Source organism: Microbacterium sufflavum (assembly GCF_023091155.1).
Taxonomy (GTDB): Bacteria; Actinomycetota; Actinomycetes; order Actinomycetales; family Microbacteriaceae; genus Microbacterium; species Microbacterium sufflavum.
On the sequence record NZ_JAHWXK010000001.1, the window covers coordinates 2,893,621 to 2,917,112 of the forward strand.

Here is a 23,492-nt window from a genome sequence, read left to right on the forward strand (position 1 = left end):
TTCCTCTCGAAGATGAACCGTTCGATTGTACCGAGGTGTCCCTGGGCGACCGGTCGGACGAGCCGGAGATAACCCTCAGGCCTCGAAGAGCCCGCGGATGTCGTCGGCCGAGAGCGACTGCGCGAACAGGGCATCGTCGTCGAGCACGGCGGTGAAGAGCCGGGCCTTGCGCCGCTGCAGGGCGAGCACCTTCTCCTCGATCGTGCCGGTCGCGATCAACCGGTAGACGAACACCTGGCTCGGCTGGCCGATGCGATGCGTGCGGTCGACGGCCTGCGCCTCGGCGGCCGGGTTCCACCACGGGTCGAGGAGGAACACGTAGTCGGCCTCGGTGAGCGTCAGACCGAACCCGCCCGCCTTCAGGCTGATCAGGAAGACCGGCTGCTCGCCCGTCCGGAAGCCCTCGACCACGGCATCCCGTCGCCGCGTCGCACCGTCGAGGTGGGCGTAGGGGATCCCGGCAGCCGCGAGTCGCTCCGCCGCGAGGTCGAGGAAGGACGTGAACTGGCTGAACACCAGGGCGCGGTGGCCCTCCGCCTGGAGCTCGACCACGCGTTCCAGCAGCACGTCGAGCTTGCGCGAGCCGATCCGGGCGTCCGCGGGGTCGACCAGTCCTGGTGCGAGGCTGAGCATCCGCAGCAGCGTGAGCGAACGGAACACGATGAAACGGTTGCGGTCGAGGTCCTCGAGGAGCCCCAGCACCTTCTGGCGCTCCCGCTGCAGCACCGTCTCGTACAGCGACCGGTGCGCCGCGCTGAGCTCCACCTCGAGCACCTGCTCCTGCTTCGGAGGGAGGTCGGCCGCCACCAGCTCCTTCGTACGCCGCAGCAGCAGCGGCCGGATCCGCCGGCGGAGGCGGGCCAGGCGACGCGCGCGGTACTCGCCGCCCTCCACGTTCTCCGGGACCTTGCCCTGCTCGATCGGCTGGATGTACTGCTCCCGGAACTTCCGCGCCGACGCGAAGAGCCCGGGAGCGGTGAGCTTCAGCAGCGCCCACAGCTCGCTGAGACTGTTCTCGAGCGGGGTGCCCGTCACCGCGAACGTCACATCGGCGGGAAAGCTCGCGACGGCGCGGTGCAGCTTGGTGGCCGGGTTCTTCACGAACTGAGCCTCGTCGAGGATCAGGCCGGCCCAGGTCACCCCGGCGAAGGCCTCCGCGTCGATCCGCGCGACCGCGTACGTGGTGACCACCAGGTCCGCGCCCGCGGCGACCGTCGACAGCGATGGCCCGGACGAGGTGGACCTGGCGGCGACGCGGAGCCCCGGGGTGAACTTCGCGGCCTCGCTCAGCCACGTCGGCAGCACCGAGGTCGGGACGACCACGAGGAAGGGGCGCGTCTCTCCCGCCTCGCGGGTGTGAGCGACGAGCGCGAGCAGCTGCAGCGTCTTGCCGAGGCCCATGTCGTCGGCGAGGATGCCGCCCAGCCGGTGCCCCCAGAGGAACGCCAGCCAGTCGAGCCCCTGCTGCTGATACGGCCGCAACTGCGCCCGGACGCCGGACGGCACCGGGACCGGGGGCACCCCCGCCGCCCCGCGCAGGCCGTCGGCCGTCGCGCGCCAGCTCACGGCGGGCACGGCCTCGTCCGCGAGGTCCTCGAACTCCTCCCACAGGTCGATCTGGTGGCGGCTGAGGCGCGGCCCCGTCTCCCATTCGTCGAGGTCGCCCGCCTCGTCGATCAGCTCACGGAGTCGATCGAGCGCCGGATGGTTCAGCGAGAAGTAGGTGCCGTCGACGAGCAGGAGCTTCCTGCGACCCCTGCTCATCGCGGTGAACAGCGGCTCGAACGGGATCGTGCGCCCGTCGATGCGCACCAGGACGCCCAGGTCGAACCAGTCCGGATCGGTGGACTCGACCGTGCTCACGGTGATCTCGGGCTCGCCCGACAGTTCGCGATATGTCTTCCGGCGACCGTCGACGACCACGGTCACGCCCTCCGCCTCCAGCGCCGGCACAGCCCTGGTGACGAACTCCGCCGCCTCGACGTCGTGGAAGGCCCCCTCCGCGGCGAACGGCTCCCCGATCAGCTCGGCCCACCGCGCGGCGAGGTCGTGCCCCGCCGCACTCTCCGCCCGCAGATCCCGCACCGCCTGCGGCCCGGGGGCGAACGGCACGCGCCCGAAGCCGCGGTAGTCCCACTCGAACGCATAGGCCACCGTGTCCCCGCGGCGGAACGAGAGGCGCAGCACGGGCTGCGGCGCGGGCAGCTCCGGAAGCCGCACCCGTCCGAGCCCACGGGTCGGTACCCGCCGTGCCAGCACCGGGTAGGCGTCGCGGAGGAACACCTCCTCGTCGGCCGCCGCCACGGTGAGGCCGCCCGGCGCGAGGAGGAGGGGTCGCAGCGGTTCGGCCACCGGAGACTCCGCGAGCGTCACGTGCAGCCGCGCCCCCGACTGGTCGACCGCGTAGAGCCCCGTGCGACCGATCGGATGCACGGAGTCGGGCTCGACCGCGCGTCCGTCGAGCGTGATGGCAGGACGCACCACCAGCGTCCCGTCGTCGGCCCGAGCCACGGTGGCCTCGACCGACGCGGACTCCGCGATCGCCACGGTCGTGGACTTCTGCGTCGCGACCAGGGGGATGCCGAGTGCGCCGGCCACCCTGAGGTGTCCCCACAGCAGGCTCGACTCGATCAGGTCCGCGACCAGCCAGTCGCCCGCCGTGCCGGACAGCAGACTGTCTCTGGCGATGCTGAGCAGATCGGCGAACCATCGAGAGCGCTCACGTCCGTATTCGTCCGGCGCGCGACGAACCGCGTCCCAGGTGGCGGCTCCGAGCACCCACGCGCCGGTCGCGGCGCTGCGCTCCAGGGGACGGATGCCGAGCAGCAGCTCACCGGTCCCCTTCGCCACGTCGCGCGGCGTCGCGGTGCGCTGGGGTCGCGCGGCCCAGGGGTTCGCGCCGCGGGAATCGCGCACCCGGAGCTCGACCCCCAGCGCGAGCGCGGTCCGCGGCTCGGCGGGGACCGCCGCACCGAGGATCGACCGCCAGTCGGACGGCGCGCCGTCGTCGCGCGCGGCATCGGAGGGAACGGTCATACCCCGATCCTCTCCGAGGCCACGGACACCGGCGCCGGTGCGCTCAGGCGGCGCGAGCCACCCGGGCGAGCACGCCGTGCACGAACGGACCGGAGTCGTCGGTCGAGAACTCCTTCGCCAGCTCCACGGCCTCGTCGATCGCGACGGCGGTGGGCACCTCGTCGTTGTACAGGATCTCCCAGACGCCGATGCGCAGCAGCGCCCGGTCGACCGCAGGCATCCGCTCGAGCTTCCAGTCGCGGCTGTGCGTGGTGATCTGCTCGTCGATCTCGTCGCGCTGGTCGATGATGCCGTCGACGATCTCCCTGGCGTACAGCCAGGAGGCCTCGCGAGCGGGCTCGCTCGCCGCGCGCTTGGCCTCGGCCGCCAGCGCGATCGCGAGGTCATCGCCGCGGACGTCGGCGGAGAACAGGATGTCGAGAGCGCGCTTGCGCGCCTTCGTGCGGGCGCTCACGCCTTACTTCTCGCGGCCGAGGTAGTCACCCGTGCGGGTGTCGACCTTGACCTTCGTGCCGGTCTCCAGGAACAGAGGCACCTGGATCTCGTACCCGGTCTCGAGGGTCGCGGGCTTGGTGCCGGCCGACGAGCGGTCGCCCTGCAGGCCGGGCTCGGTGTAGGTGACCTCGAGGATCACGGACGCCGGCAGATCGATGTAGAGAGGGTTGCCGTTGTTGAGGGCGATCGTGACCTGCTGGTTCTCGAGCAGGAAGTTCTTCGCGTCGCCGACCGTCGCCGCCGGAAGCGTGATCTGGTCGAAGTCGGTCTGGTCCATGAAAACGAAGCCGTCGCCGTCGGTGTACAGGTAGGTGTAGTCACGGCGGTCGACGTTCTCGATCTCGATCTTCGCGCCCGCGTTGTACGTGCGGTCGACGACCTTGCCCGACACGACGTTCTTCAGCTTGGTGCGGACGAACGCGCCACCCTTGCCGGGCTTCACGTGCTGGAACTCGATGACGCTCCAGAGCTGCCCGTCGATGCTGAGGACGACGCCGTTCTTGATGTCTGCGGTGGATGCCATGCGCTGAAGGTTCCGTTCGTGAGTCCGTGGGGCCGGAGTCGGCCGACAGTCGATTCTACGGGATGATCACGCACGCCCCGCGTGCGCCCGCCTCTGGCCGGGGGTCAGAGAAGCGCGGCCAGCGCCCGCACCGCGTCGGCATAGCCGTCGACACCGCGCCCGATCACGCGCACCGCGGCCACATCGTGCAGGAACGAGTGATGGCGGAACTCCTCCCGCGCGTACACGTCGGAGATGTGCACCTCCGCGAACGGCAGGCCCACCCCGGTCAGCGCATCGCGCAGCACGACCGAGGTGTGCGTCAGGCCGCCCGGGTTGATGATGATCCCGATGCAGTCGGCGCGTGCGGCCTGGATGGCGTCGATGAGCACACCCTCGTGGTTGCTCTGCACCGCCCGCACCGCGAAACCGGCCTCGGCCGCGGTCTCGGTCGTGATCCGCTCGACGTCCGCGAGGGTCGCGGTGCCGTAGATGTCGGGCTCCCGCGTCCCGAGGAGGTTGAGGTTGGGGCCGTTGACCAGCAGCAGCCGACGCTCGATGCTCATGCCCTCACGCCCTCCGACCCGGCGAGCTCACGCCGCAGGACCCACTCCCGACCGAAGCCCGTCGTCTCGATCTCCCCGGTCCGTGCGAACCCGGCGCGCGCGTACACGGCCTGCGCCCGGTCGTTGTCGACGTGCACCTCCAGCTCGAGCGCGGCCAGACCCTGCTCGAGGGCCCAGGCCGCCGCCGTGTCGAGCAGAGCGTCGATCACGCCGGAGCCCCGGTGCTCGTCCGCGACGTAGACGCCGACGACGAGTCCGGCCTCGGGTCGCTCACGGTGCGGCAGCACGGTGGCGGTGCCCACCCACTCCCCCGCATCGGTCACCGCGACGAACTGCGCAGCCGCCGACGGCTCGGCCGCGTTCACGGTGCGCTCCTGCCAGAAACGGTCGGGCTGGCCGCTCGCATGTGCCACGGTGTCGAGGAACGCGATCGGGGCGGCCGGATCGGCCAGGGCGCGCAACCGCAGCGCCTTCACCTGCGGCCATTCCCCGGCTTCGACGCGACGCACGTGGACGGTCACTCTCCCACCTCCTGGTAGGCGGCGAACAGCAGCGACTCGTCGGGTGCCTGCAGCACGGTGGGCTTCGCGATGTCGTCGAGCAGGATGAAGCGCAGCATCCCGCCGCGGCTCTTCTTGTCGCGCTGCATCGTCGCCAGCAGTTGCGGCCACGCGCCGGCGCGATACGACGTGGGAAGGCCCAGGGACTCCAGGATCGACCGGTGCCTCTCGGCAGCCGCATCCGAGAGCCGGCCGGCCAGCCGCGACAACTCCGCGGCGTACAGCATGCCCACCGAGATCGCCGCGCCGTGCCGCCAGCGGTAGCGCTCGGCGTGCTCGATCGCGTGGCCCAGCGTGTGCCCGTAGTTGAGGATCTCCCGCAGACCCGACTCACGGAAGTCGTCCGACACGACCTGCGCCTTCATGCCGACCGCGAGCTCCACGGCCCGGCGGAACTCATCCGTGGTCGTGTCGACCGCCCGCGCCGGATCCGCCTCCACGATGTCCAGGATCTCCGGCGCCCAGATGAAGCCGGCCTTCACGACCTCGGCGAAACCGGCCGTCGCCTCGTTCGGGCTCAGGCTGCCGAGCTCGTCGAGGTCTCCGATCACCGCACGGGGCGCCCAGAACGCGCCGACGAGGTTCTTGCCCTCGGCCGTGTTCACGCCGGTCTTGCCTCCCACCGCGGCATCCACGAGCCCGAGGACCGTCGTGGGCACGTGCACCACCTGCACGCCGCGCAGCCAGGTCGCCGCCACGAACCCGGCGAGGTCCGTCACGGCCCCTCCGCCGTAGCCGACGACCGCGTCGGTCCTGGTGAAGTCGGCCTGGCCCATGATCTGCCAGCAGAAGGCGGCCACCTCGATGCGCTTGCCCTGCTCGGCATCGGGGATCTCGGCCAGCAGCACCTCGCGCGGGCCGTCGGCGGTGTCGGCGAGGAGGCGGTCACGAAGCTCCGCCGCACGGTTCGCGAGGGTCGGCGGGTGCACCACGAGCACCTTCCGCACGCCGGGGGCGAGGGCTGCCGAGACGCTGCCGAGGATGCCGCGCCCGATCGCGATGTCGTAGGGGTCGGCGCCGGTGACGCCGATGGTGGTCGTGCTCATCTCTGTTCTCTCCTCCATGCCACGATCTCGTCCGCGATGCGCTGCATCGGCCGTCGCGAGGTGTCGAACGAGATCGACGCGACCTCCTCGTACCACTCGCGCCGCTCCGCGAAGATCCGCTTCCACCGCTCGACGGGGTCGTCGCCGGCCAGCAGCGGCCTCGTGCCGCCGCGGAGCCGGTCGGCCACCGCGTCCTCGCTCACCGTGAGGAACACCACCGGGTGGCCGTGCAGCAGGTGCCGGGTGTCGGCGTCCGTCACGGCGCCGCCGCCGAGGGAGATCACGCCGCCCTCGCTCAGCGCCTGCGCGACCGCCGCCCGCTCGAGGTCGCGGAAGTGCGCCTCCCCGTGCTCGGCGAACAGGGCGGGGATGGGGCCGTGCGCCGCGACGATCCGCTTGTCGGTGTCGATGAAACCCACCCCGAGTCGTCGAGCGACCCGTCGACCGACGCTGGTCTTGCCCGACGCCATCGGGCCGACCAGTACCACCGACAGCGGATCAGCCGCGTTCGTCATGCGCGATGAGCGCCGCCTCGGACGCGGGTGCCGTGCGCAGCTCCTCGGGGATGCCGTCGAGGTATCCCGCCAGGTTGCGCTGTGTCTCGCGGATGCTGTCTCCGCCGAACTTCTCCAGCACGGCCCGGGCGAGCTCGATCGCGACCATCGCCTCGGCCACCACACCGGCGGCCGGCACGGCGCACACGTCGGAGCGCTGGTGGTGCGCTGTCGCGTCCTCCCCCGTCGCCACGTCGATCGTGCGGAGCGCATGCGGGACGGTCGCGATCGGCTTCATGCCGGCCCTGACGCGCAGCACCGTGCCCGTGGACATCCCGCCCTCAGTGCCGCCCGCGCGGTCCGAACCGCGGGTGATGCCCCCGGCGGCGGCGAAGAGCTCGTCGTGGGCTGCCGACCCGCGACGCCGAGTGGTCTCGAAGCCGTCGCCGACCTCGACCCCCTTGATGGCCTGGATGCTCATGAGCGCCTGCGCGAGACGGGCGTCGAGGCGCCGGTCCCAGTGCACGTGGGACCCGAGCCCGGGCGGAAGGCCGTACGCGAGCACCTCGACGATGCCGCCCAGGGTGTCGCCGTCCTTCTTCGCATCGTCGACCTCGGCGACCATCAGTGCGGACGTCGCCCGGTCGAAGCAGCGCAGCGGATCGGCGTCGAGTGCGGCGACGTCATCCGGGGTGGGAAGCGGTGCCCCGTCCGGCACCCGGACCGGGCCGATCGACAGCGTGTGGCTGACCAGGCGGATACCCAGTTCGGACAGGAACGACCGCGCGATCGCGCCGAGCGCGACCCGTGCCGCGGTCTCCCGCGCGCTCGCGCGCTCGAGGATCGGGCGAGCCTCGTCGAAGTCGTACTTCTGCATCCCGACCAGATCCGCGTGGCCGGGCCGCGGGCGGGTCAGAGGTGCACCGCGACCGCGGGACCGGTCGGTGAGCTCGACGGGCTCCGGGTTCATGACCTCGATCCACTTCGGCCACTCCGTGTTGCCGATGCGGAGCGCGATGGGGCTGCCGAGCGTCTTGCCGTGCCGGACCCCGCCCGAGATCGTGAGCTCGTCCTGCTCGAACTTCATGCGCGAGCCGCGGCCGTAGCCCAGCTTGCGACGCGCGAGATCGGCCTGGATGGCCTCGGACGACACCGGGACGCCGGAAGGCAGTCCCTCCATGACGGCGATGAGTTCTGGGCCGTGTGATTCGCCGGCCGTGAGCACGCGGAGCATTGCTCCAGTCTCCCATGCGTTTCGCGTCCGCCGCGCCGCGTGTCGTCGCGGGTCAGAGCGCTGCGCGCATGGCGGCGATCACGTCCGTCTCGGCCGGGAGGGGCGCGGCCGGATCGCCGTGGTGGAAGATGCGGATCTGTCGCACAGCCTGGTGCAGCAGCATCCCCAGCCCCGACACGACCGTGCCGTCGCCCCACGCCGCGGCGAGCGACGATGGCCACGGCGCGTACGCGGCATCGAACAGCGCACCGCCCCGAGCGGCCAGGGGCTCTGTCGCCGCGGAGGGCAGGATCGTGCCGGACGGCAGCGTCGCCACGGTCAGGTCCACCCGGCCCGGCCGCGACCCGGCATCGGCGTCCGCGAGCGGGTGCGCCGAGACGACCACCGAGAGACGCTCCCCCAGCGCCACCAGACCCGATGCCCGCTCGGGTCGACGAGCCCGGACGTCCACGCGCGACACCCCCATGTCGGCGAGGGCCACGAGGGCCGAGGCTGCCGTGGCTCCTGCTCCCAGGAGCCGCGCGGTGTCCGCGGTGGTGATCCCCGCCTCCGCCAGCGCGTCGACGATGCCCCCCACATCCGTGTTGAAGCCCGCCGGGGTGGAGCCGAGGAGGAGGGTGTTGACCGCGCCCGTGAGTTCCGCGTGCGCGTCGCGCGCCGCGGCGAACCGGTACGCCTCCTCCTTCAGGGGCATCGTGAGCGACAGCCCACGCCACGAGGGGTCGAGACCACGCACGGCAGCCGCGAATTCGTCGGCCGCGACCCGCCGGCGTCCGTACTCCCAGTCCAGGCCCAGCACGCGGTAGGCCGCGGCATGCAGCTGGGGCGACCGGGAGTGCGCGATCGGGTCGCCCCAGACCGCGAGTCGGGTCGACGTCACGGCCTCAGCAGCCCCCGTCGGGGTTCGCCCTGCACCACTCGCGCCACTTCTCCACGCCCTGCTCGTGTTCGGCGAGCGTCTCCGAGAACTGCGTCTCCCCGGTGGAGAGGTTCACCGTGACGAAGTACAGCCATGGACCGTCGGCGGGCTGCATGGCCGCCTTGATGGCCGCCTCGCTCGGACTCGCGATCGGTGTGACCGGCAGCCCGGTGTTCACGTAGGTGTTCCAGGGGTTCGGGTCCTCGAGCGCTTCTGCGGAGCTCGACACCACGCCCTCGTGCAGCGAGCCGTAGCCGTACTGCGCGGTCGAGTCCATCTGCAGCTTCATGTCGATCGCCAGGCGGTTCTCGATCACACGCGACACCTTGGCGAAGTCGTCCGTGCGACCCTCGCGCTGGATGATCGAGGCGATCGTGAGCACGCGCTGCGCGTCGTCCGCGGGCACGCCGGCCGCGTCGAGCGCCTCCCGCGTACGATCCACCATCTGCTGGATGGCCTGCGTCGCCGTGACGCCGGGATCGAACGTGTACACGGCGGGGAACAGCCACCCCTCCAGGCTCTGCGCCTGGACGCCGTAGACGGACGGATCGGCGACCGCGGCCTCGAAGTCCGCGAGCGGCAGCCCGAGCGTCTCCGCCATCGCCGGGAGCGAGGACTTGATCGTGCCGCCCTCCGACACCGAGACGGTGTTCTCGAGCTTGTTCTCCTTGTCCTGGAGGGCGGCGAGGGCGGCCTCGGCCGTCATCTTCTTCTGCAGGCGGTAGACGCCGGGATAGAACGTGACGGCGATGCCCTCGTCGATGAGGTAGTCGTAGAAGACATCGGCGGTCTTGGTCACGCCCGCCTCGTGGAGCGCTGCCGAGACCGGCTGGCCGGTGTCGCCCGACTTGATGGTGACATACACCTCGCCGGTCGCGAGCCCCGGCTCCCAGTCCTTCGCGTCTCCCCAGCCCATGGCGTCGCTGATCCGATCACCGTAGGTGCTCCACGCCCAGGCGCCGCCGGCCACGATGCCGCCGATAATCGCGAGGACGACGATGAGGGCGATCAGGCAGCCCTTGCGGCGCTTCTTCTTCGGCGCGCCCGGCCCGCGGTGGTCGTCGTCACCCGACACGAACAGGTCGTCGAGCCCGCCGCCGACGGCGGGCTCGTCGGGAGAGGTCCGCGCGGTCGAGGCGGCTGTCGGTGCGGAGACACGGGGCAGCGGCCGCGTCGCATCCGCGTCGTGCTCGATGAACGTCTCACGCGAGCCACGGGCGATGGGGACGGCCGTCGTCTCCGGAGCACGGGACGGCTCTGCCGCGGACACGGGTTCGGCGGCGGCCGATGCCCGATCCTCCGCGCGCGGCGCGACCCGTGCGGGGCGCGCGTCCGACGCGGAGTCAGCGGACCCGGACGCAGCGGGCGCGGGCGCGGTACCGGACTGGTCGAGCGACGGCTCCCCTGCCTGCTGCTGACGAGCGGCTCGCCGCGCGGCCTCACGAGCGGCGCGGCGCGAGCCTGGCACGGGGCCGCTCGTGTCGGCCGTCGGGACCTGCGGCGCCGGCGCCGGCAGGTTCTCGAAGAGGTCGCCCAAGCGCGCGTCGGTGTCGTGCGGTGGCGAAGCGCTATCGCGTTCGGACATGATCAGGCGGGCTCCTCATCGACGGGGACCGGTGCACCGGCCGGGTTTCCGGTGCTCTTCTCCGTGTCGATCGCCTGCTGCAGCAGAACCACCGCGGCGACCTGATCCACAATGCTACGAGAGTTCTTCTGGGAACGCCCGGAACTCCGCAATGCCGCGTGTGCGGACACCGTGCTCAGACGCTCGTCGATGAGCCGCACCGGCACACCGCTCTCGCGCTGCAACAGCGCTGCGAACGCCCGCGCATCCGTGGTGGACGGGGTGTCCGCGCCCTGCAGATTCACCGGCAGCCCGACCACGAACTCCAGCGGTTCGTACTCCGCGGCGATCGCCACGAGTCGCGTGATCGCCGCGTCGTCGCGCGGCACGGTCTCGACCGGGACGGCCAGCATGCCGTCCGGATCGCACCGTGCCACGCCCACCCTGGCGCGTCCCACGTCGACGCCGAGCCGCACTCCGCGACGGAAGCCGGTCACGCTCCGCGGAGCTCCTGTGCGATGGCCTCCAGCGCTGCCGGAAGCGCCGCACCGTCGGTGCCGCCGCCCTGGGCGAGGTCGTCGCGCCCGCCGCCGCCACCGCCGAGCACGCCGGCTGCGCGCTTCGCGAGCGCACCCGCCTTCGCGCCCGCCGAACGCGCCGCCTCGTTCGTGGCGACGACCACGACCGGCCGGCCATTGACGATCGCGCCGAGGGCGACCACTGCCGCCTCCGACCCCAGCCGCTCACGGACGCCGTTGACCAGATCGCGCACGTCGTCCGCCGAGGCCACCTCACCGAGCGACTGTGCGGCCACCCGGAACGCGCCGATGCGGGACGCGGCCTCCGCGATCGCGGGGATCTGCCCCGCCCGCTCCTTGGCCTCGAACTGCGCGATGCGCTTCTCGGCGGCCTTGAGGCTCGCGGCGAGATCGGCGATCCGCTCCGGCAGCTGCTCGCGCGGAGTCTTGAGCGACGCGGTCAGCTGCGAGACCAGCGCGCGCTCGGCGGCCAGCTCGCGGAACGCGTCGGCACCGACGAGAGCCTCGATACGGCGGTTCGATGCCCCGACGGACGACTCGCCGACCACGCTGACCAGCCCGATCTCGGCGCTCGTCGACACGTGCGTGCCCGCGCAGAGCTCACGCGACCAGGGGCCGCCGATGTCGACCATGCGCACGACATCGCCGTACTTCTCGCCGAACAGAGCCATCGCCCCGGCCTCCTTGGCCTCGTCGAGCGTCACGATGCGCGTCGTCACCTCGAGGGCGTCCTGCACGGCGCGGTTCGTGATCTCCTCGATCTCCGAGCGCGTCTCTCCCGACAGCGCCTGCGACCACGCGAAGTCGAATCGCATATAGCCCGCACGGTTCAGCGAGCCCGACTGGGTCGCGGTCGGGCCCAGCGTGTCGCGCAGAGCGGCGTGCACCAGGTGGGTCGCCGAGTGCGCCTGCCGCGCCGCACGACGGTTGGCCGCGTCGACGATGGTCGTGGCCGCGTCATCCACCGCCACGCTCCCCCGCGTCACCTCGACGGTGTGACTGATCAGCCCGGGGACGGGGCGCTGCACATCGAGCACCTCGAGCTCGTAGCCAGGGCCCACGATCGTGCCCTTGTCGGCGACCTGGCCGCCGGACTCCGCATACAGCGTCGTCTCCGCCAGCACGACCTCGGCGATCTGTCCCTCCGCGGCGCTGCGCACGGAGGCACCGTCGACCAGGATGCCGAGCACCCGCGAGTCGACCTCGAGGGCCGTGTAGCCGTCGAAACCGGTCTCGCCGAGCGCCCGCAGGTCGCGGTAGACCGACACGTCGGCGAGCTGCCGCTTGCGGTTGCGCGCGTCGTCCTTGGCGCGCTGACGCTGCTCCTGCATGAGCGCGTCGAACGCGGCACGGTCGACGTCGAGCCCGGCCTCCTCGGCGACCTCGAGGGTGAGGTCGATCGGGAAGCCGTATGTGTCGTGCAGCAGGAAGGCCTCGGAGCCGCTCAGGGTCGTCCCGCCGCTCTTCTTCGTGTCGTCCACGGCGAGGTCGAGGATGGTCGAGCCCTGGGCGAGGGTGCGCCGGAAGGTCTCCTCCTCGGCGAAGGCGGCCGAGGACAGCACCGACCAGTCGCGCTCGAGCTCGGGATAGGCCGACTTCATGGCGTCCCGCGACGCGGAGAAGAGCTCGGGGAAGGCCGGCTCGTCGACGCCCAGCAGACGCATCGCCCGCACGGTCCGCCGCATCAGGCGGCGCAGGATGTATCCGCGGCCCTCGTTCGACGGACGCACGCCGTCGGACAGCAGCATCAGCGAGGAGCGCACGTGATCGGCGATCACGCGGAAGCGCACATCGTCCTCGTGCACGGCTCCGTAGCGGCGTCCGGAGAGCTCGACGGCGCGGTCCAGCACGGGCCGCACCTGGTCGATCTCGTACATGTTCTCGACGCCCTGCTTGAGGAAGGCGACGCGCTCGAGACCCATGCCGGTGTCGATGTTCTTCATCGGCAGCTCGCCCACGATGTCGAACTCGGTCTTGCTCCGGATGTTCTCGAGGAAGTCCTGCATGAACACGAGGTTCCACAGCTCCATGAACCGGTTGTCGTCCGCCGCCGGACCGCCGTCCTTGCCGTAGGACGGGCCACGGTCGAAGAAGATCTCGGAGTCGGGTCCGCCGGGGCCGGGCTGCCCGGTGTTCCAGTAGTTGTCCGCGCGGCCGAGGCGCTGGATGCGCTCCGGCTTCAGCCCGATGATGTCGCGCCAGATGGCCTCCGCCTCATCGTCGGTCTCGTAGACCGTGACCCACAGGTCCTTCTCGTCGAAGCCCAGCCCGCCGTCGGATTCGGAGGTCGTGAGCAGCTCCCACGCGTAGCGGATCGCGCCCTCTTTGAAGTAGTCGCCGAACGACCAGTTGCCGAGCATCTGGAAGAACGTGCCGTGACGCGCCGTGCGTCCGACCTCCTCGATGTCGTTGGTGCGGATGCACTTCTGCACATCGGCGATGCGCGGATGCGGAGCGGGGACCACGCCCGTGAGGTACGGGATCATCGGGACCATGCCGGCGACCGTGAAGAGCAGCGACGGGTCGTCGCTGACGAGGGAGGCCGAGGGGACGATGAGGTGATCGTTCTTCTCGAAGTAGGAGAGATAGCGCTGCGCGATTTCCGCAGTGTTCATAGGTCCCGGTTGTCCTTGTGTGAGGGAGCGCGTCGATGCGCGGCTGCGGTGGTTCAGTTCTCGCCCGGCTCGGTGAGCCGCGCCTCCTGGGCGCGATACGCGTCGCCCAGCGCGGCGGTGAAGCCGTTGATGCGGGCGTCGACGTCGGCGAGGATGTCATGGCCGCGCGGGTCCTTGTTCATGAAGTGAGCCGCGACGAAGCCGCCGATCACGCCGATGAGGAACCACAGCACAGTCTTCATGTCGTCATCCTTGCCTGAGAGCCGCGAAGGCGCGGTCTCTCCATCGTAGGCGGAAACGACAGGAGGCGTCGGGAATCCCCGACGCCTCCTGCCTGATGCTCGATCGCTGGATCAGCGAGCCGCGTAGTACTCGACGACGAGCTGCACTTCACAGGTCACGGGGACCTCGGCGCGCTTCGGGCGACGGACCAGGCGGGCCTGGAGCTTGTCGAGCTCGACCTCGAGGTAGCCGGGAACGGGAGGAAGCACCTCGGCGTGACCGCCGGCTGCCGCCACCTGGAAGGGCTCGGTGCCCTCGCTCTTGGCCTTGACGTGGATGAGCTGACCCGGCTTCACGCGGAACGACGGGCGGTCGACGAGCTGGCCGTCGACGAGGATGTGACGGTGCACGACGAGCTGGCGAGCCTGAGCCGTGGTGCGGGCGAAACCCGACCGCAGCACGAGAGCGTCGAGACGCATCTCGAGGAGCTCGACCAGGTTCTCACCGGTCAGGCCGTCCTGACGACGAGCCTCGTTGAACGTGTTGCGCATCTGCTTCTCGCGGATGCCGTACTGCTCGCGCAGACGCTGCTTCTCGCGCAGACGGACGGCGTAGTCGCTGTCGGCCTTGCGCTTGGTGCGGCCGTGCTCGCCCGGAGCGTAGGGACGCTTCTCGAGGTAGCGGGCGGCCTTCGGGGTGAGCGGGATGCCGAGGGCACGGCTGAGACGCACCTTGCGGCGGTCCTGGGACTTCGTGGTCACGAAGTGTTCCTTCCGATGACGTGGACGTGGATTTCACGTCCGACGGACGTATCGTCCGCGCTCTGCCTCGGAGCGCACGCCGGGGCGCCGTCGAGGTGTGGTGTGAACGCGGAGATGCCCGAAAACTCGGTTTCGAGCCGCTCAAGTCTAACAGACGGCGCTGCGCCGACCGACCGGACTGTCAGCGGTCGCCGAGGATGCGTCGGATGCGCTCCAGCCGCGCACCGATGTCGCGTTCCGCACCGAGGTTCTTCGGCTCGTAGTAGTGACGTCCGTCCAACTCGTCCGGCAGGTACTGCTGCGGCACGATCCCGTATTCGCTGTCGTGCGAGTAGATGTAACCGCGGCCGTGGCCGAGCCTCTTCGCCCCCGGGTAGTGGGCGTCGCGGAGGTGGAGCGGCACCCGGCCGAAGCCGCCCGCGCGGATGTCGGCGATCGCGGCGTCGATGCCGACGTACGCGGCATTGGACTTCGCCGTCGTGGCGAGGTACACCGTGGCCTCGGCGAGCGGGATGCGCCCCTCCGGCATGCCGATGAAGGCGACGGCGTCCGCAGCAGCGACTGCGATGCCGAGCGCCTGGGGATCGGCGAGACCCACGTCCTCCGAAGCCGAGATCACCAGGCGCCGAGCGATGAAACGCGGGTCCTCCCCCGCCTCGATCATGCGCGCCAGGTAGTGGAGTGCGGCGTCGGGATCGGACCCGCGGATCGACTTGATGAACGCGCTGATCACGTCGTAGTGCTCGTCGCCCTGACGGTCGTAGCGGAGCAGCGCCTTGTCCACCGCCTGCGCCACATCGTCCGCCGTCACCGCTGGGACGCCGTCCGATGCGGTGTCGCCGTCCTCGACCGCGGCGGCATGGGACAGCGCGACCGCGGCCGCGGCCTCGAGCCCCGTGAGCGCGCGCCGCGCATCACCCGACGCCAGTCGCACGAGAGCCGTGCGCGCCTCGTCGTCGAGCACCACGGCACCCTTGAGCCCGCGCGCATCCGTCACGGCGCGGTCGACGAGCAGACCGATGTCGTCGTCCGTCAGTGGCTGCAGCGTGAGCAGCAGCGACCGCGACAGCAGCGGGGAGATCACGGAGAACGACGGATTCTCGGTGGTCGCCGCGATCAGGATGACCCAGCCGTTCTCCACTCCGGGCAGCAGCGCATCCTGCTGCGCCTTCGTGAAGCGGTGGATCTCGTCGAGGAAGAGGATGGTCGTCTGGCCATACAGGTCACGCTGCGTGATCGCCTCCTGCATCACCTCGCGAACGTCCTTCACCCCGGCCGTGATCGCCGACAGTTCGACGAACCGTCGACCGGAGGAGCGCGCGATGGCCTGCGCCAGCGTGGTCTTCCCCGTGCCGGGAGGCCCCCACAGGATGATCGACACGGCCCCGGGCGCTGCCGCCTCGGGATCGGCGAGAGCCACGATCGGGGATCCCGCCCGCAGCAGGTGACGCTGTCCCGCGACCTCATCGAGCGAGACCGGGCGCATGCGCACGGCGAGAGGCGTCTGCCCGGAGAGCAGCGCGGCAGGAGAAGTCACCCCTCCAGGCTAACGGCGGGCGCCGACACCGTGGCGACGGAAGCCGCCCGTGGGCGACGGTAGGCTCTCAGGCGACGCCGCGGACGGGCGTCGGGATGGAGATATCGGGCATGGCGGCACGCGGTTCCAAGAAGGCACAGTCGCGCACCGAGGCGGAGCGCGCACGACTGCATGCCGCGCGCACGCGCTGGCACGAGGACCAGATCCGCCGCCGTCGCCGCGACAACACCGTCGCGGTGATCGTCGGCGGTCTCGTCGTCGTCGCCGCGATCGGGAGCCAGGTCGTGCACGCGCAGGTGACCGCCCCCGAACCGACGCCGAGTCCCACGATCTCCCCCTCCGACTCCCCGGTGCCGTCCGAGTCCCCCCTTCCCTCCGACTCTCCCGTTCCCTCCCCGTCGCCCGTTCCGACGGACACACCGGCGGGCTGACCCCGCGGCGCCGGCTCAGCGATCGGCGACAGCGAGACGGTAGCCGCGCTTCACCACCGTCTGCACCAGCTCCGCGTCGCCCAGAGCCTCGCGCAACCGTGCGACCGCCACCTCCACGGCCCGTGCACTGCGTCGTCGTCCGGCGAGCATCCGCCCGAGCTCCTCCCGGGAGAGCACCCGCCCCTCCGCGAGGAACAGTGCCTCCAGGACTTCTGCGGCGCCCGCCGAGAGCGGGAGGAAGCGCTCATCGAGCAGCACCCCGCCGCTGCGCACGACGAGCTCTCCGGCGTCCGTCCGCTGCATCGGCGCCTGCTCCGAGAAGAACCCGACGACGGCGCGTGCGAGGTCGTCCGGGAGCGCCCCGTCGACCGTCGTGGCGGGGATGTCCGCATCGGCGAGTGACCGGGCCGCCTCCGCACCCGAGGCGACGAGCAGCAGACGCGACGCCCGCGCCCTGGCTCGGATCGCGTCGCCCAGACCGAGGCGCTCGACGGTGCCCCACCAGGAACGCGCGCCCTCGACCGAGAAGAGCAGCACGCCGTCGATGCGCCCGGTCGCGACGCGGTGCACCGACCGTCGAACACCGGCCGGCACGGAATGATCCGCGCGTACCGACGGCACGCGGACGACCTCGGCTCCCGCCGCGGCGAGAAGCGCACCGACATCGACCGGTGTCGGCGACGCCACCGCTCCGTGCGCAGTACCCGCCGACGGGTCATCGGCGATCGCTATCCGGCACCCGGTCAGCGGCCGGCCCACGCTCGTCGAAATGCTCATGCCGGACTCTCCTCGCGTCGCCGCGTGACGGATCCCGTGGTCCGCGCCTCGACGAAACGTCCACCCCCGTCGCGCGTCGCAGCCTCCAGTCCGGCGGCACGCAACCTGCCCAGCACGGCGGGGACTTCTGCGGCGGATGCGCCACGCAGCTCCAGCACTCCGCCGTCGGAGGGCCGCACCCGCAACCCGTGCTCCTCCGCCAGCCGTCCGATGAGGACGAGCTGGGCGCCGGACAGCTCCCCCGCGACAGCGAGGGTCACGCCGAGCACGGTCTCCCTGGTACGGGGGCGTCCGACCGGGCCCCGCTCGGGGACACCCCGTCGCCCTGAGCCGATCGCAACCGCTCCGGCGCGCGCGATGAGGCGCCGCGCGACCGCCCGTGCGCAGAACGCGCACTCCGCGCTTTCGGGGAACTCCGCGAGGCCGCTCAGGCCGTGCTCTCGTCGCTCCGTCACCGCCGTGACCGGGGATGGCCCCGTGAGCAACGCATGACCGCAGGTCACAGCGCTCTCGTGCTCGCGAAGCAGCTCGGACACCGCCCGCGCCCTGGCGCCGTCATCCGCGGCCGCGCGGAGGGCCGCGAGCCGGTCCTCGTCGCCGATCACCGTCGCACCGAGCAGGACTCGTCCGTCCTCCGAGAGGAGGAGGTCGCCCGCGATCCGTCCCGGCGCGTCCGCCAGGGGGACGACGACTCCGACGGTTTCGCCGTCCGGCGACGACCGGAGATCCGTGAACTCGACGCCTCCCGCACGCACGATCGTCGTCAGCCACCGCGTCCGTGTCGTCGCCACGGCCTCCCGCATCCTGTCCGCCACGCGCCCGCCACCGCCCGGTGCCCGCGGGCCCGCCTCGTCGTCCGCCGCGACAGCGACGCTCCCCACGGCCAGGATGTGCGGATCACTCGTGCGACCGTCGGCGTCGACGAGCACGCCGCCGCCCGGCACCACGGTGAGCCCCGCGTTCCGCGCGAGCTCGTCACGCGGGCGCACCGCGGGCGCGAACACGACCGCATCCGTCCGGGCGAAGGAACCGTCGTGGAATTCGATGCTCGCGACCGCGCCGGACTCGTCCGCATCGATGCGGGTGACGCGCGTCGACCTCCGCACCGCGATCCCGCGCTCCCGCAGGAGTGCGTCGACTGCCGCCGAGGTGCGACGACCCGGATCCGCGTGGTCTCCTCGTTCGTGCACGGCCGCGACCTCGACTCCGCTCTCCGCGAGCGCGAGCGCGGCGGCGAACCCGCCCGGCCCGTCACCGACGACCGTCGCGCGCGGACGCCGCCACTGCTCGCCGCGCGGCGCGTGCACATGGGCCCGCAGCGCCGACGCATCCGCGGCGGACTGGAACGTGAAGCACCCGGGCAGTCCGGCCCCGTCGAGCGTCGGACGAACCGGGTGCCGCCCGGTCGCGAGGACGAGCACGTCGTACATGTACACGCGCCCGGAGCGGGTGCGGACGCGGCGGAGCTTCCGGTCGATCTTCCGCACCCGATCATCCCGGATCAGGCGCACGCGGTCGTCGCGGAACACCCCTCGGTCGAGGTCCAGGTCAGCGGGGTCATCCCCCCGGACGAGTCGGTACAACCGGGTGCGGTCGTACGGCAGGCGCCCCTCGTCGCCGATCACCGTGACCCGAATGTCGTCGCAGGGATCGCCCAGGAGGTGCGCCACGAACGCGTGCGCCGCGGGCCCCGCGCCGACGATCAGGACCTCCGTCCTCCGGGATGCGCTGTCGTCCATGGACCTCCTGTCGACCTGCGGACCGTCGTGGGACGACGATAGGAGCGCCGTGTTACCCGGAGATGACGTCGCGTGTTTCGCGCGTCGAACGTTCTCCTCACAAATCGATAACGCGCCTTCGGCCTCACCCCGCAGCGCGGGTCGTACTAGGCTGAGCCTCGTCCTTTCCGCCTCCCGCGGCCCGACCGCGCAAGGAGAATCACCGTGTCTGCCACCGAGCCCTCGAAGCCGACCCCGCCCATCCCCGCACCGCCCGCCGTGCCCATGCCCCGGAAGGCCCCGACGCCCGCCGCGGTCGCGCCCGCCGCACCGGCGACGCCCGCGCCCTCCGCCTCGGCGCTCGAATGGGGTCGCGTCTCCGACGATGGCACGGTCGAGGTCCGCGAGGGCGAGTCGTGGCGGGTGGTCGGCCAGTATCCCGACGGCACCCCGGAAGAGGCCCTCGCCTACTTCGTGCGCAAGTACGACGACATCGCCTTCAAGGTGCACGCGCTCGAGCAGCGCCATCAGGCCGGCGGCGCCTCGGCGAGCGACCTCGCGAAGCAGGCCTCGCACCTCATCGCCGAGGCGACGGATGCCGCAGCGGTCGGCGACCTCGCGGGCCTGCGCGACCGGCTGAACGCCCTGACCGCCTCGCTCTCGGAGGCGACGGAGCAGGAGGCTCAGCAGGCCAGGGCGCTCGTGGAGCAGGCGGTCGCGGAGCGCACGGCCCTGGTGGAGCGCGCCGAGGCCATCGCCGCCCGCGACCTCAGCAAGGTGCAGTGGAAGCAGGTCACGGCCGAGCTCAACGAGCTGTTCGAGTCGTGGCAGGCACAGCAGCAGAACGGTCCGCGCCTGTCGAAGAGCGTGTCGCAGCAGCTCTGGAAGCGGTTCCGTGACGCCCGCTCGGTGGTCGACAAGCACCGGCGCGCCTTCTACTCCGAGCTCGACGAGACGCACAAGGCCGCACGCGACGCCAAGTCGCGGCTGGTCGAGCGCGCCGAGGCGCTCGCTCCCCGCGGCGTCGACGGCATCCCCGCGTACCGCACCCTGCTCGACGAGTGGAAGGCCGCCGGCCGTGCCGGGCGCAAGGCCGACGACGCGCTCTGGGCGCGGTTCAAGGCGGCCGGCGATGCGCTGTACGCCGCGCGGGCTGAGCAGACCGCCGCGGAAGAGGCAGACTCCGCGCCCCGGATCGAGGCACGGCAGGCTCTTCTGGAGCAGGCGAAGGCCGTGGCCGACGAGTCGAACATCAAGCGTGCGCGGGCACTGCTCACCCGCATCCAGCGCGAGTGGGACGAGGTGGGCCGCATCTTCCCGCGCGAGAAGGAGCGCGCTCTCGACGACAAGCTCCGGGTGATCGAGCAGGCGCTCAAGGCCCGCGAGGACGTCGACTGGAAGAAGAACAACCCCGAGACCAAGGCGCGCGCGAACGACATGAGCTCGCAGCTGCACGAGGCCATCGAGAAGCTCGAGGCCGAGCTGGCCGCCGCGGAGAAGTCGGGCGACACCAAGGCCGCCAAGACCGCGGCTGACGCGCTCGAAGCCCGCCGCGCCTGGCTCAACGCCCTGGGCGGCTGACGCTATCCACAACCCGCGACGACCGCCACAGGAGCGGGATGCGCTGCGCCACACTGGCGTGATGCATCCCGCTCTTCTGTATCTGCCCGGCGCACGGCTGAGTCTGCCGGAGCTCGCCGCCGCTCGACTCGACGGCCACGTCGTCGACCTCGGCGAGGCGTACATCCCGGCCGACCTCATCGAGGGTGCGGACGTGCGTGCCGCGTCGATCGGGCCTCTCGTGCAGGACGGCGCCGCGGCCTGCGGCCCGACCGCCGCATGGATCCACGGCGCCGGAGACGCACCGCCGCCCGTGCATCACGTGAAGCGGTGCGTCGAGCGTCGCGTGCGCCCGCGTACGAGTGCCCGCCTGGTCTTCCACGACACCGTGCTCGCCGCCGCGGACGTCGTCGTGATCGGTGGCGTCGCCGTGTCGACGCCCGCGCGGACGATGGTCGACCTGGCGACGAGCCTGCATCGCGACCCCCGCGTGCTTCCCTGGATGGATGCCCTCGCCGTCGCCTGCCCGGCGGTGACCGCACAAGCCCTCGTCGAGCTGCGCGGGACCAGCCGTGTGCCGGGGAGCCGCGTCGGCATCGCCGCCCTCGAGCGGGTCGCGCTCAGGACGAGGTGACGCGGTAGACGTCGTACACCGCGTCGATGCGCCGCACGGCGTTCAGCACGCGGTCCAGGTGCACGGCGTCGCCCATCTCGAACACGAAGCGGCTCAGCGCCAGGCGCTCATCGGTCGTGCTGACCGTGGCGGACAGGATGTTGACGTGGTGCTCGCTCAGCACTCGAGTGACATCCGACAGGAGCCCGGACCGGTCGAGCGCCTCGACCTGGATCTGCACGCGGAAGACGCTCTTGGTGGTCGGTGCCCAGGAGACCTCGACGAAGCGGTCCTGCTCGCCGCTCAGCGCCTTGACGTTGACGCAGTCGGCACGGTGGACCGAGACGCCGCTCCCCCGCGTGACGAAGCCCACGATCGGGTCGCCCGGCACGGGGGTGCAGCACTTGGCGAGCTTGACGAGGATGTCGTTCGCCCCGCGCACGAGCACCCCGGAGTCGCCGCCGCGCGGCTCCCTGGTCTGCACGCTGCCCGGCAGATCGATCGCCCCGGTCGTCGTGTCGTTCGCCGCCACCAGGGCGGTGACCTTCTCGAGCACGGACTGCGTGGACACGTGTCCCTCGCCGACAGCCGCGTAGAGCCCGGACACGTCTTCGTAGTGCAGCTGGTGCGCGACCTCGGTGAACGAGTCCTGGTTCATCAGGCGCTGCAGCGGCAGGTTCTGTCGGCGCATCGCCCGGGCGATCGCCTCCTTGCCCTGCTCGATCGCCTCCTCGCGACGCTCCTTCGTGAACCAGCCGCGGATCTTGTTCCGCGCCCGCGTGCTCTTGACGAAGCCGAGCCAGTCCTGGCTGGGGCCGGCGTCGGGGTTCTTCGACGTGAACACCTCGACGACGTCGCCGCTCTTGAGCTCCGACTCGAGCGGCACGAGGCGGCCGTTGACCTTGGCGCCCATCGTGCGATGGCCGATCTCGGTGTGCACGGCGTAGGCGAAGTCGACGGGCGTCGCGCCGGCGGGAAGGCCGATGACCCGTCCCTTCGGCGTGAAGACGTAGACCTCCTTGGCTCCGATCTCGAAGCGCAGCGAGTCGAGGAACTCGCCGGGGTCCGCGGTCTCGGCCTGCCAGTCGGAGATGTGCGCGAGCCACGCCATGTCGGTGTCGGAGGCGCGGACCTCGGCCTTGCCGCCGCCGTTCATCCGCTCCTTGTACATCCAGTGCGCCGCGACGCCGTACTCCGCCTGCTGGTGCATCTCGTGCGTGCGGATCTGGATCTCCACCGTGCGTCCGGCCGGGCCGATCACGGTCGTGTGCAGGGACTGATAGAGGTTGAACTTCGGGGTGGCGATGTAGTCCTTGAAGCGGCCGGGCAACGGCGTCCAGCGCGCGTGGATCGCGCCGAGCACGGCGTAGCAGTCGCGCACGGACGACACCAGCACGCGGATGCCGATGAGGTCGTAGATGTCGTCGAACTCGCGCCCCCGGATCACCATCTTCTGGTACACGGAGTAGAGCTGCTTCGGCCGGCCGACGACCTTGCCACGGATCCGCAGATCCCGCAGGTCCTCGTCGATCTCCTCGATCACCTGGCCGAGGTACTTCTCCCGCTGCGGTGTGCGCTGGGCGATCAGGCTGTGGATCTCGTTGTAGATCTTCGGGTGCAGCACCGCGAACGAGAGGTCTTCCAGCTCCGACTTGATGGCCTGGATACCGAGGCGGTTGGCCAGAGGCGCATAGATCTCCAGCGTCTCCTTCGCCTTCTTCGCCGCCTTCTCGGGCGGTACGAAGCCCCACGTGCGGGCGTTGTGCAGGCGGTCGGCGAGCTTGATCAGCAGCACGCGGATGTCCTTCGACATCGCCACGATCATCTTGCGGACCGTCTCCGCCTGTGCACTCTCGCCGTACTTGACCTTGTCGAGCTTGGTGACGCCGTCGACCAGCATCGCGACCTCGTCGCCGAATTCAGCGGTCAGGTCGGTCAGCGCGTAGCCGGTGTCCTCGACGGTGTCGTGCAGGAGGGCCGCGGCGATCGCGCGCGGGCCCAGGCCGAGCTCGGCGAGGATCTGCGCGACCGCCAGCGGGTGCGTGATGTACGGCTCGCCGCTCTGCCGCTTCTGCCCCTCGTGCTTCTCCTTCGCGACCGCGTAGGCCCGGGAGATGACGGAGAAGTCGCCCTTGGGATGATTCGCCCTGACCGTGCGGATCAGGTTGTCGAGATCGTTGATGCGGGACGCGCGAGAGAAGATGCGGGGCACGAGCCGTCGCAGACTCGAACCCTGCGACGCCGTCTGCGGCTCCGCCATCCACTCACCTCCGAATCAGACAATCCTACGCGTGCTGAGAGGG

Annotated in this window: 21 protein-coding genes; 3 read left to right on the forward strand and 18 right to left on the reverse strand. The window is 71.2% G+C overall.

What is annotated here, in order from left to right:
• Positions 1-75 precede the first annotated feature (75 nt).
• The 15 genes from KZC56_RS13975 to KZC56_RS14045 form a co-directional block, all read right to left on the reverse strand.
• Complete coding sequence (locus KZC56_RS13975) at positions 76-3,036, reverse strand: DEAD/DEAH box helicase (RefSeq protein WP_247638796.1); 2,961 nt, start codon at positions 3,034-3,036, stop codon at positions 76-78.
• Between the two features lie 43 nt (positions 3,037-3,079).
• Positions 3,080-3,490: a transcription antitermination factor NusB gene (gene nusB / locus KZC56_RS13980; protein WP_136033679.1), complete on the reverse strand. Its 411-nt coding sequence runs from the start codon at positions 3,488-3,490 to the stop codon at positions 3,080-3,082.
• Between the two features lie 3 nt (positions 3,491-3,493).
• On the reverse strand, positions 3,494-4,054 hold the full coding sequence (gene efp / locus KZC56_RS13985) for an elongation factor P (protein WP_136033676.1): 561 nt from the start codon (positions 4,052-4,054) through the stop codon (positions 3,494-3,496).
• Between the two features lie 104 nt (positions 4,055-4,158).
• Entirely contained in the window at positions 4,159-4,599 is a 441-nt protein-coding gene (locus tag KZC56_RS13990) for a type II 3-dehydroquinate dehydratase (RefSeq protein ID WP_247638797.1), read from the reverse strand.
• Entirely contained in the window at positions 4,596-5,120 is a 525-nt protein-coding gene (locus tag KZC56_RS13995; RefSeq protein ID WP_247638798.1) for a GNAT family N-acetyltransferase, read from the reverse strand. The genes KZC56_RS13990 and KZC56_RS13995 overlap by 4 nt, the downstream gene beginning before the upstream one ends.
• On the reverse strand, positions 5,117-6,205 hold the full coding sequence (aroB, locus tag KZC56_RS14000; RefSeq protein ID WP_247638799.1) for a 3-dehydroquinate synthase: 1,089 nt from the start codon (positions 6,203-6,205) through the stop codon (positions 5,117-5,119). Before aroB ends, KZC56_RS13995 begins: the two co-directional genes overlap by 4 nt.
• Positions 6,202-6,720: a shikimate kinase gene (locus KZC56_RS14005; RefSeq protein WP_136033669.1), complete on the reverse strand. Its 519-nt coding sequence runs from the start codon at positions 6,718-6,720 to the stop codon at positions 6,202-6,204. The genes aroB and KZC56_RS14005 overlap by 4 nt, the downstream gene beginning before the upstream one ends.
• Complete coding sequence (gene aroC, locus KZC56_RS14010) at positions 6,704-7,933, reverse strand: chorismate synthase (RefSeq protein WP_247638800.1); 1,230 nt, start codon at positions 7,931-7,933, stop codon at positions 6,704-6,706. Before aroC ends, KZC56_RS14005 begins: the two co-directional genes overlap by 17 nt.
• Before the next feature lie 52 nt (positions 7,934-7,985).
• Entirely contained in the window at positions 7,986-8,813 is an 828-nt protein-coding gene (locus tag KZC56_RS14015) for a shikimate dehydrogenase family protein (RefSeq protein WP_247638801.1), read from the reverse strand.
• Positions 8,814-8,817: 4 nt separating this feature from the next.
• Entirely contained in the window at positions 8,818-10,437 is a 1,620-nt protein-coding gene (gene mltG / locus KZC56_RS14020) for an endolytic transglycosylase MltG (RefSeq protein ID WP_247638802.1), read from the reverse strand.
• A 2-nt stretch (positions 10,438-10,439) separates the two neighbouring features.
• Positions 10,440-10,913 (reverse strand): Holliday junction resolvase RuvX, encoded by a 474-nt coding sequence (ruvX, locus tag KZC56_RS14025; RefSeq protein WP_247638803.1) that lies wholly within the window; start codon positions 10,911-10,913, stop codon positions 10,440-10,442.
• Positions 10,910-13,570 (reverse strand): alanine--tRNA ligase, encoded by a 2,661-nt coding sequence (alaS, locus tag KZC56_RS14030; RefSeq protein ID WP_136033659.1) that lies wholly within the window; start codon positions 13,568-13,570, stop codon positions 10,910-10,912. Before alaS ends, ruvX begins: the two co-directional genes overlap by 4 nt.
• A 53-nt stretch (positions 13,571-13,623) precedes the next feature.
• A complete protein-coding gene (locus tag KZC56_RS14035; RefSeq protein WP_136033658.1) occupies positions 13,624-13,812 on the reverse strand; it encodes a hypothetical protein in 189 nt (62 codons plus the stop codon).
• Positions 13,813-13,923: 111 nt separating this feature from the next.
• On the reverse strand, positions 13,924-14,553 hold the full coding sequence (gene rpsD, locus KZC56_RS14040; protein WP_136033656.1) for a 30S ribosomal protein S4: 630 nt from the start codon (positions 14,551-14,553) through the stop codon (positions 13,924-13,926).
• A 181-nt stretch (positions 14,554-14,734) separates the two neighbouring features.
• Positions 14,735-16,090 carry a replication-associated recombination protein A gene (locus KZC56_RS14045; protein WP_136035849.1) on the reverse strand — a complete coding sequence of 452 codons (1,356 nt, stop codon included), beginning with the start codon at positions 16,088-16,090 and terminating at the stop codon, positions 14,735-14,737.
• A 110-nt stretch (positions 16,091-16,200) separates the two neighbouring features.
• On the opposite strand from KZC56_RS14045, the gene KZC56_RS14050 reads away from it, so the two are divergent.
• On the forward strand, positions 16,201-16,521 hold the full coding sequence (locus tag KZC56_RS14050) for a hypothetical protein (RefSeq protein WP_247638804.1): 321 nt from the start codon (positions 16,201-16,203) through the stop codon (positions 16,519-16,521).
• Between the two features lie 15 nt (positions 16,522-16,536).
• Here the strand turns inward: KZC56_RS14050 and KZC56_RS14055 are convergent, their stop codons facing one another.
• Both KZC56_RS14055 and KZC56_RS14060 read right to left on the reverse strand, forming a co-directional pair.
• Entirely contained in the window at positions 16,537-17,298 is a 762-nt protein-coding gene (locus KZC56_RS14055; RefSeq protein WP_136033650.1) for a winged helix-turn-helix domain-containing protein, read from the reverse strand.
• Positions 17,295-19,037 carry an NAD(P)/FAD-dependent oxidoreductase gene (locus KZC56_RS14060; RefSeq protein WP_247638805.1) on the reverse strand — a complete coding sequence of 581 codons (1,743 nt, stop codon included), beginning with the start codon at positions 19,035-19,037 and terminating at the stop codon, positions 17,295-17,297. The genes KZC56_RS14055 and KZC56_RS14060 overlap by 4 nt, the downstream gene beginning before the upstream one ends.
• Before the next feature lie 204 nt (positions 19,038-19,241).
• On the opposite strand from KZC56_RS14060, the gene KZC56_RS14065 reads away from it, so the two are divergent.
• Positions 19,242-20,597: a DUF349 domain-containing protein gene (locus tag KZC56_RS14065; protein WP_247638806.1), complete on the forward strand. Its 1,356-nt coding sequence runs from the start codon at positions 19,242-19,244 to the stop codon at positions 20,595-20,597.
• A 61-nt stretch (positions 20,598-20,658) separates the two neighbouring features.
• Entirely contained in the window at positions 20,659-21,210 is a 552-nt protein-coding gene (locus tag KZC56_RS14070; protein WP_136033647.1) for a type IV toxin-antitoxin system AbiEi family antitoxin, read from the forward strand.
• Here KZC56_RS14070 and KZC56_RS14075 read toward each other — a convergent pair.
• Entirely contained in the window at positions 21,197-23,449 is a 2,253-nt protein-coding gene (locus tag KZC56_RS14075; RefSeq protein ID WP_136033645.1) for a RelA/SpoT family protein, read from the reverse strand. The two genes, KZC56_RS14070 and KZC56_RS14075, sit on opposite strands and share 14 nt — an antisense overlap.
• Between the last annotated feature and the right edge of the window lie 43 nt (positions 23,450-23,492).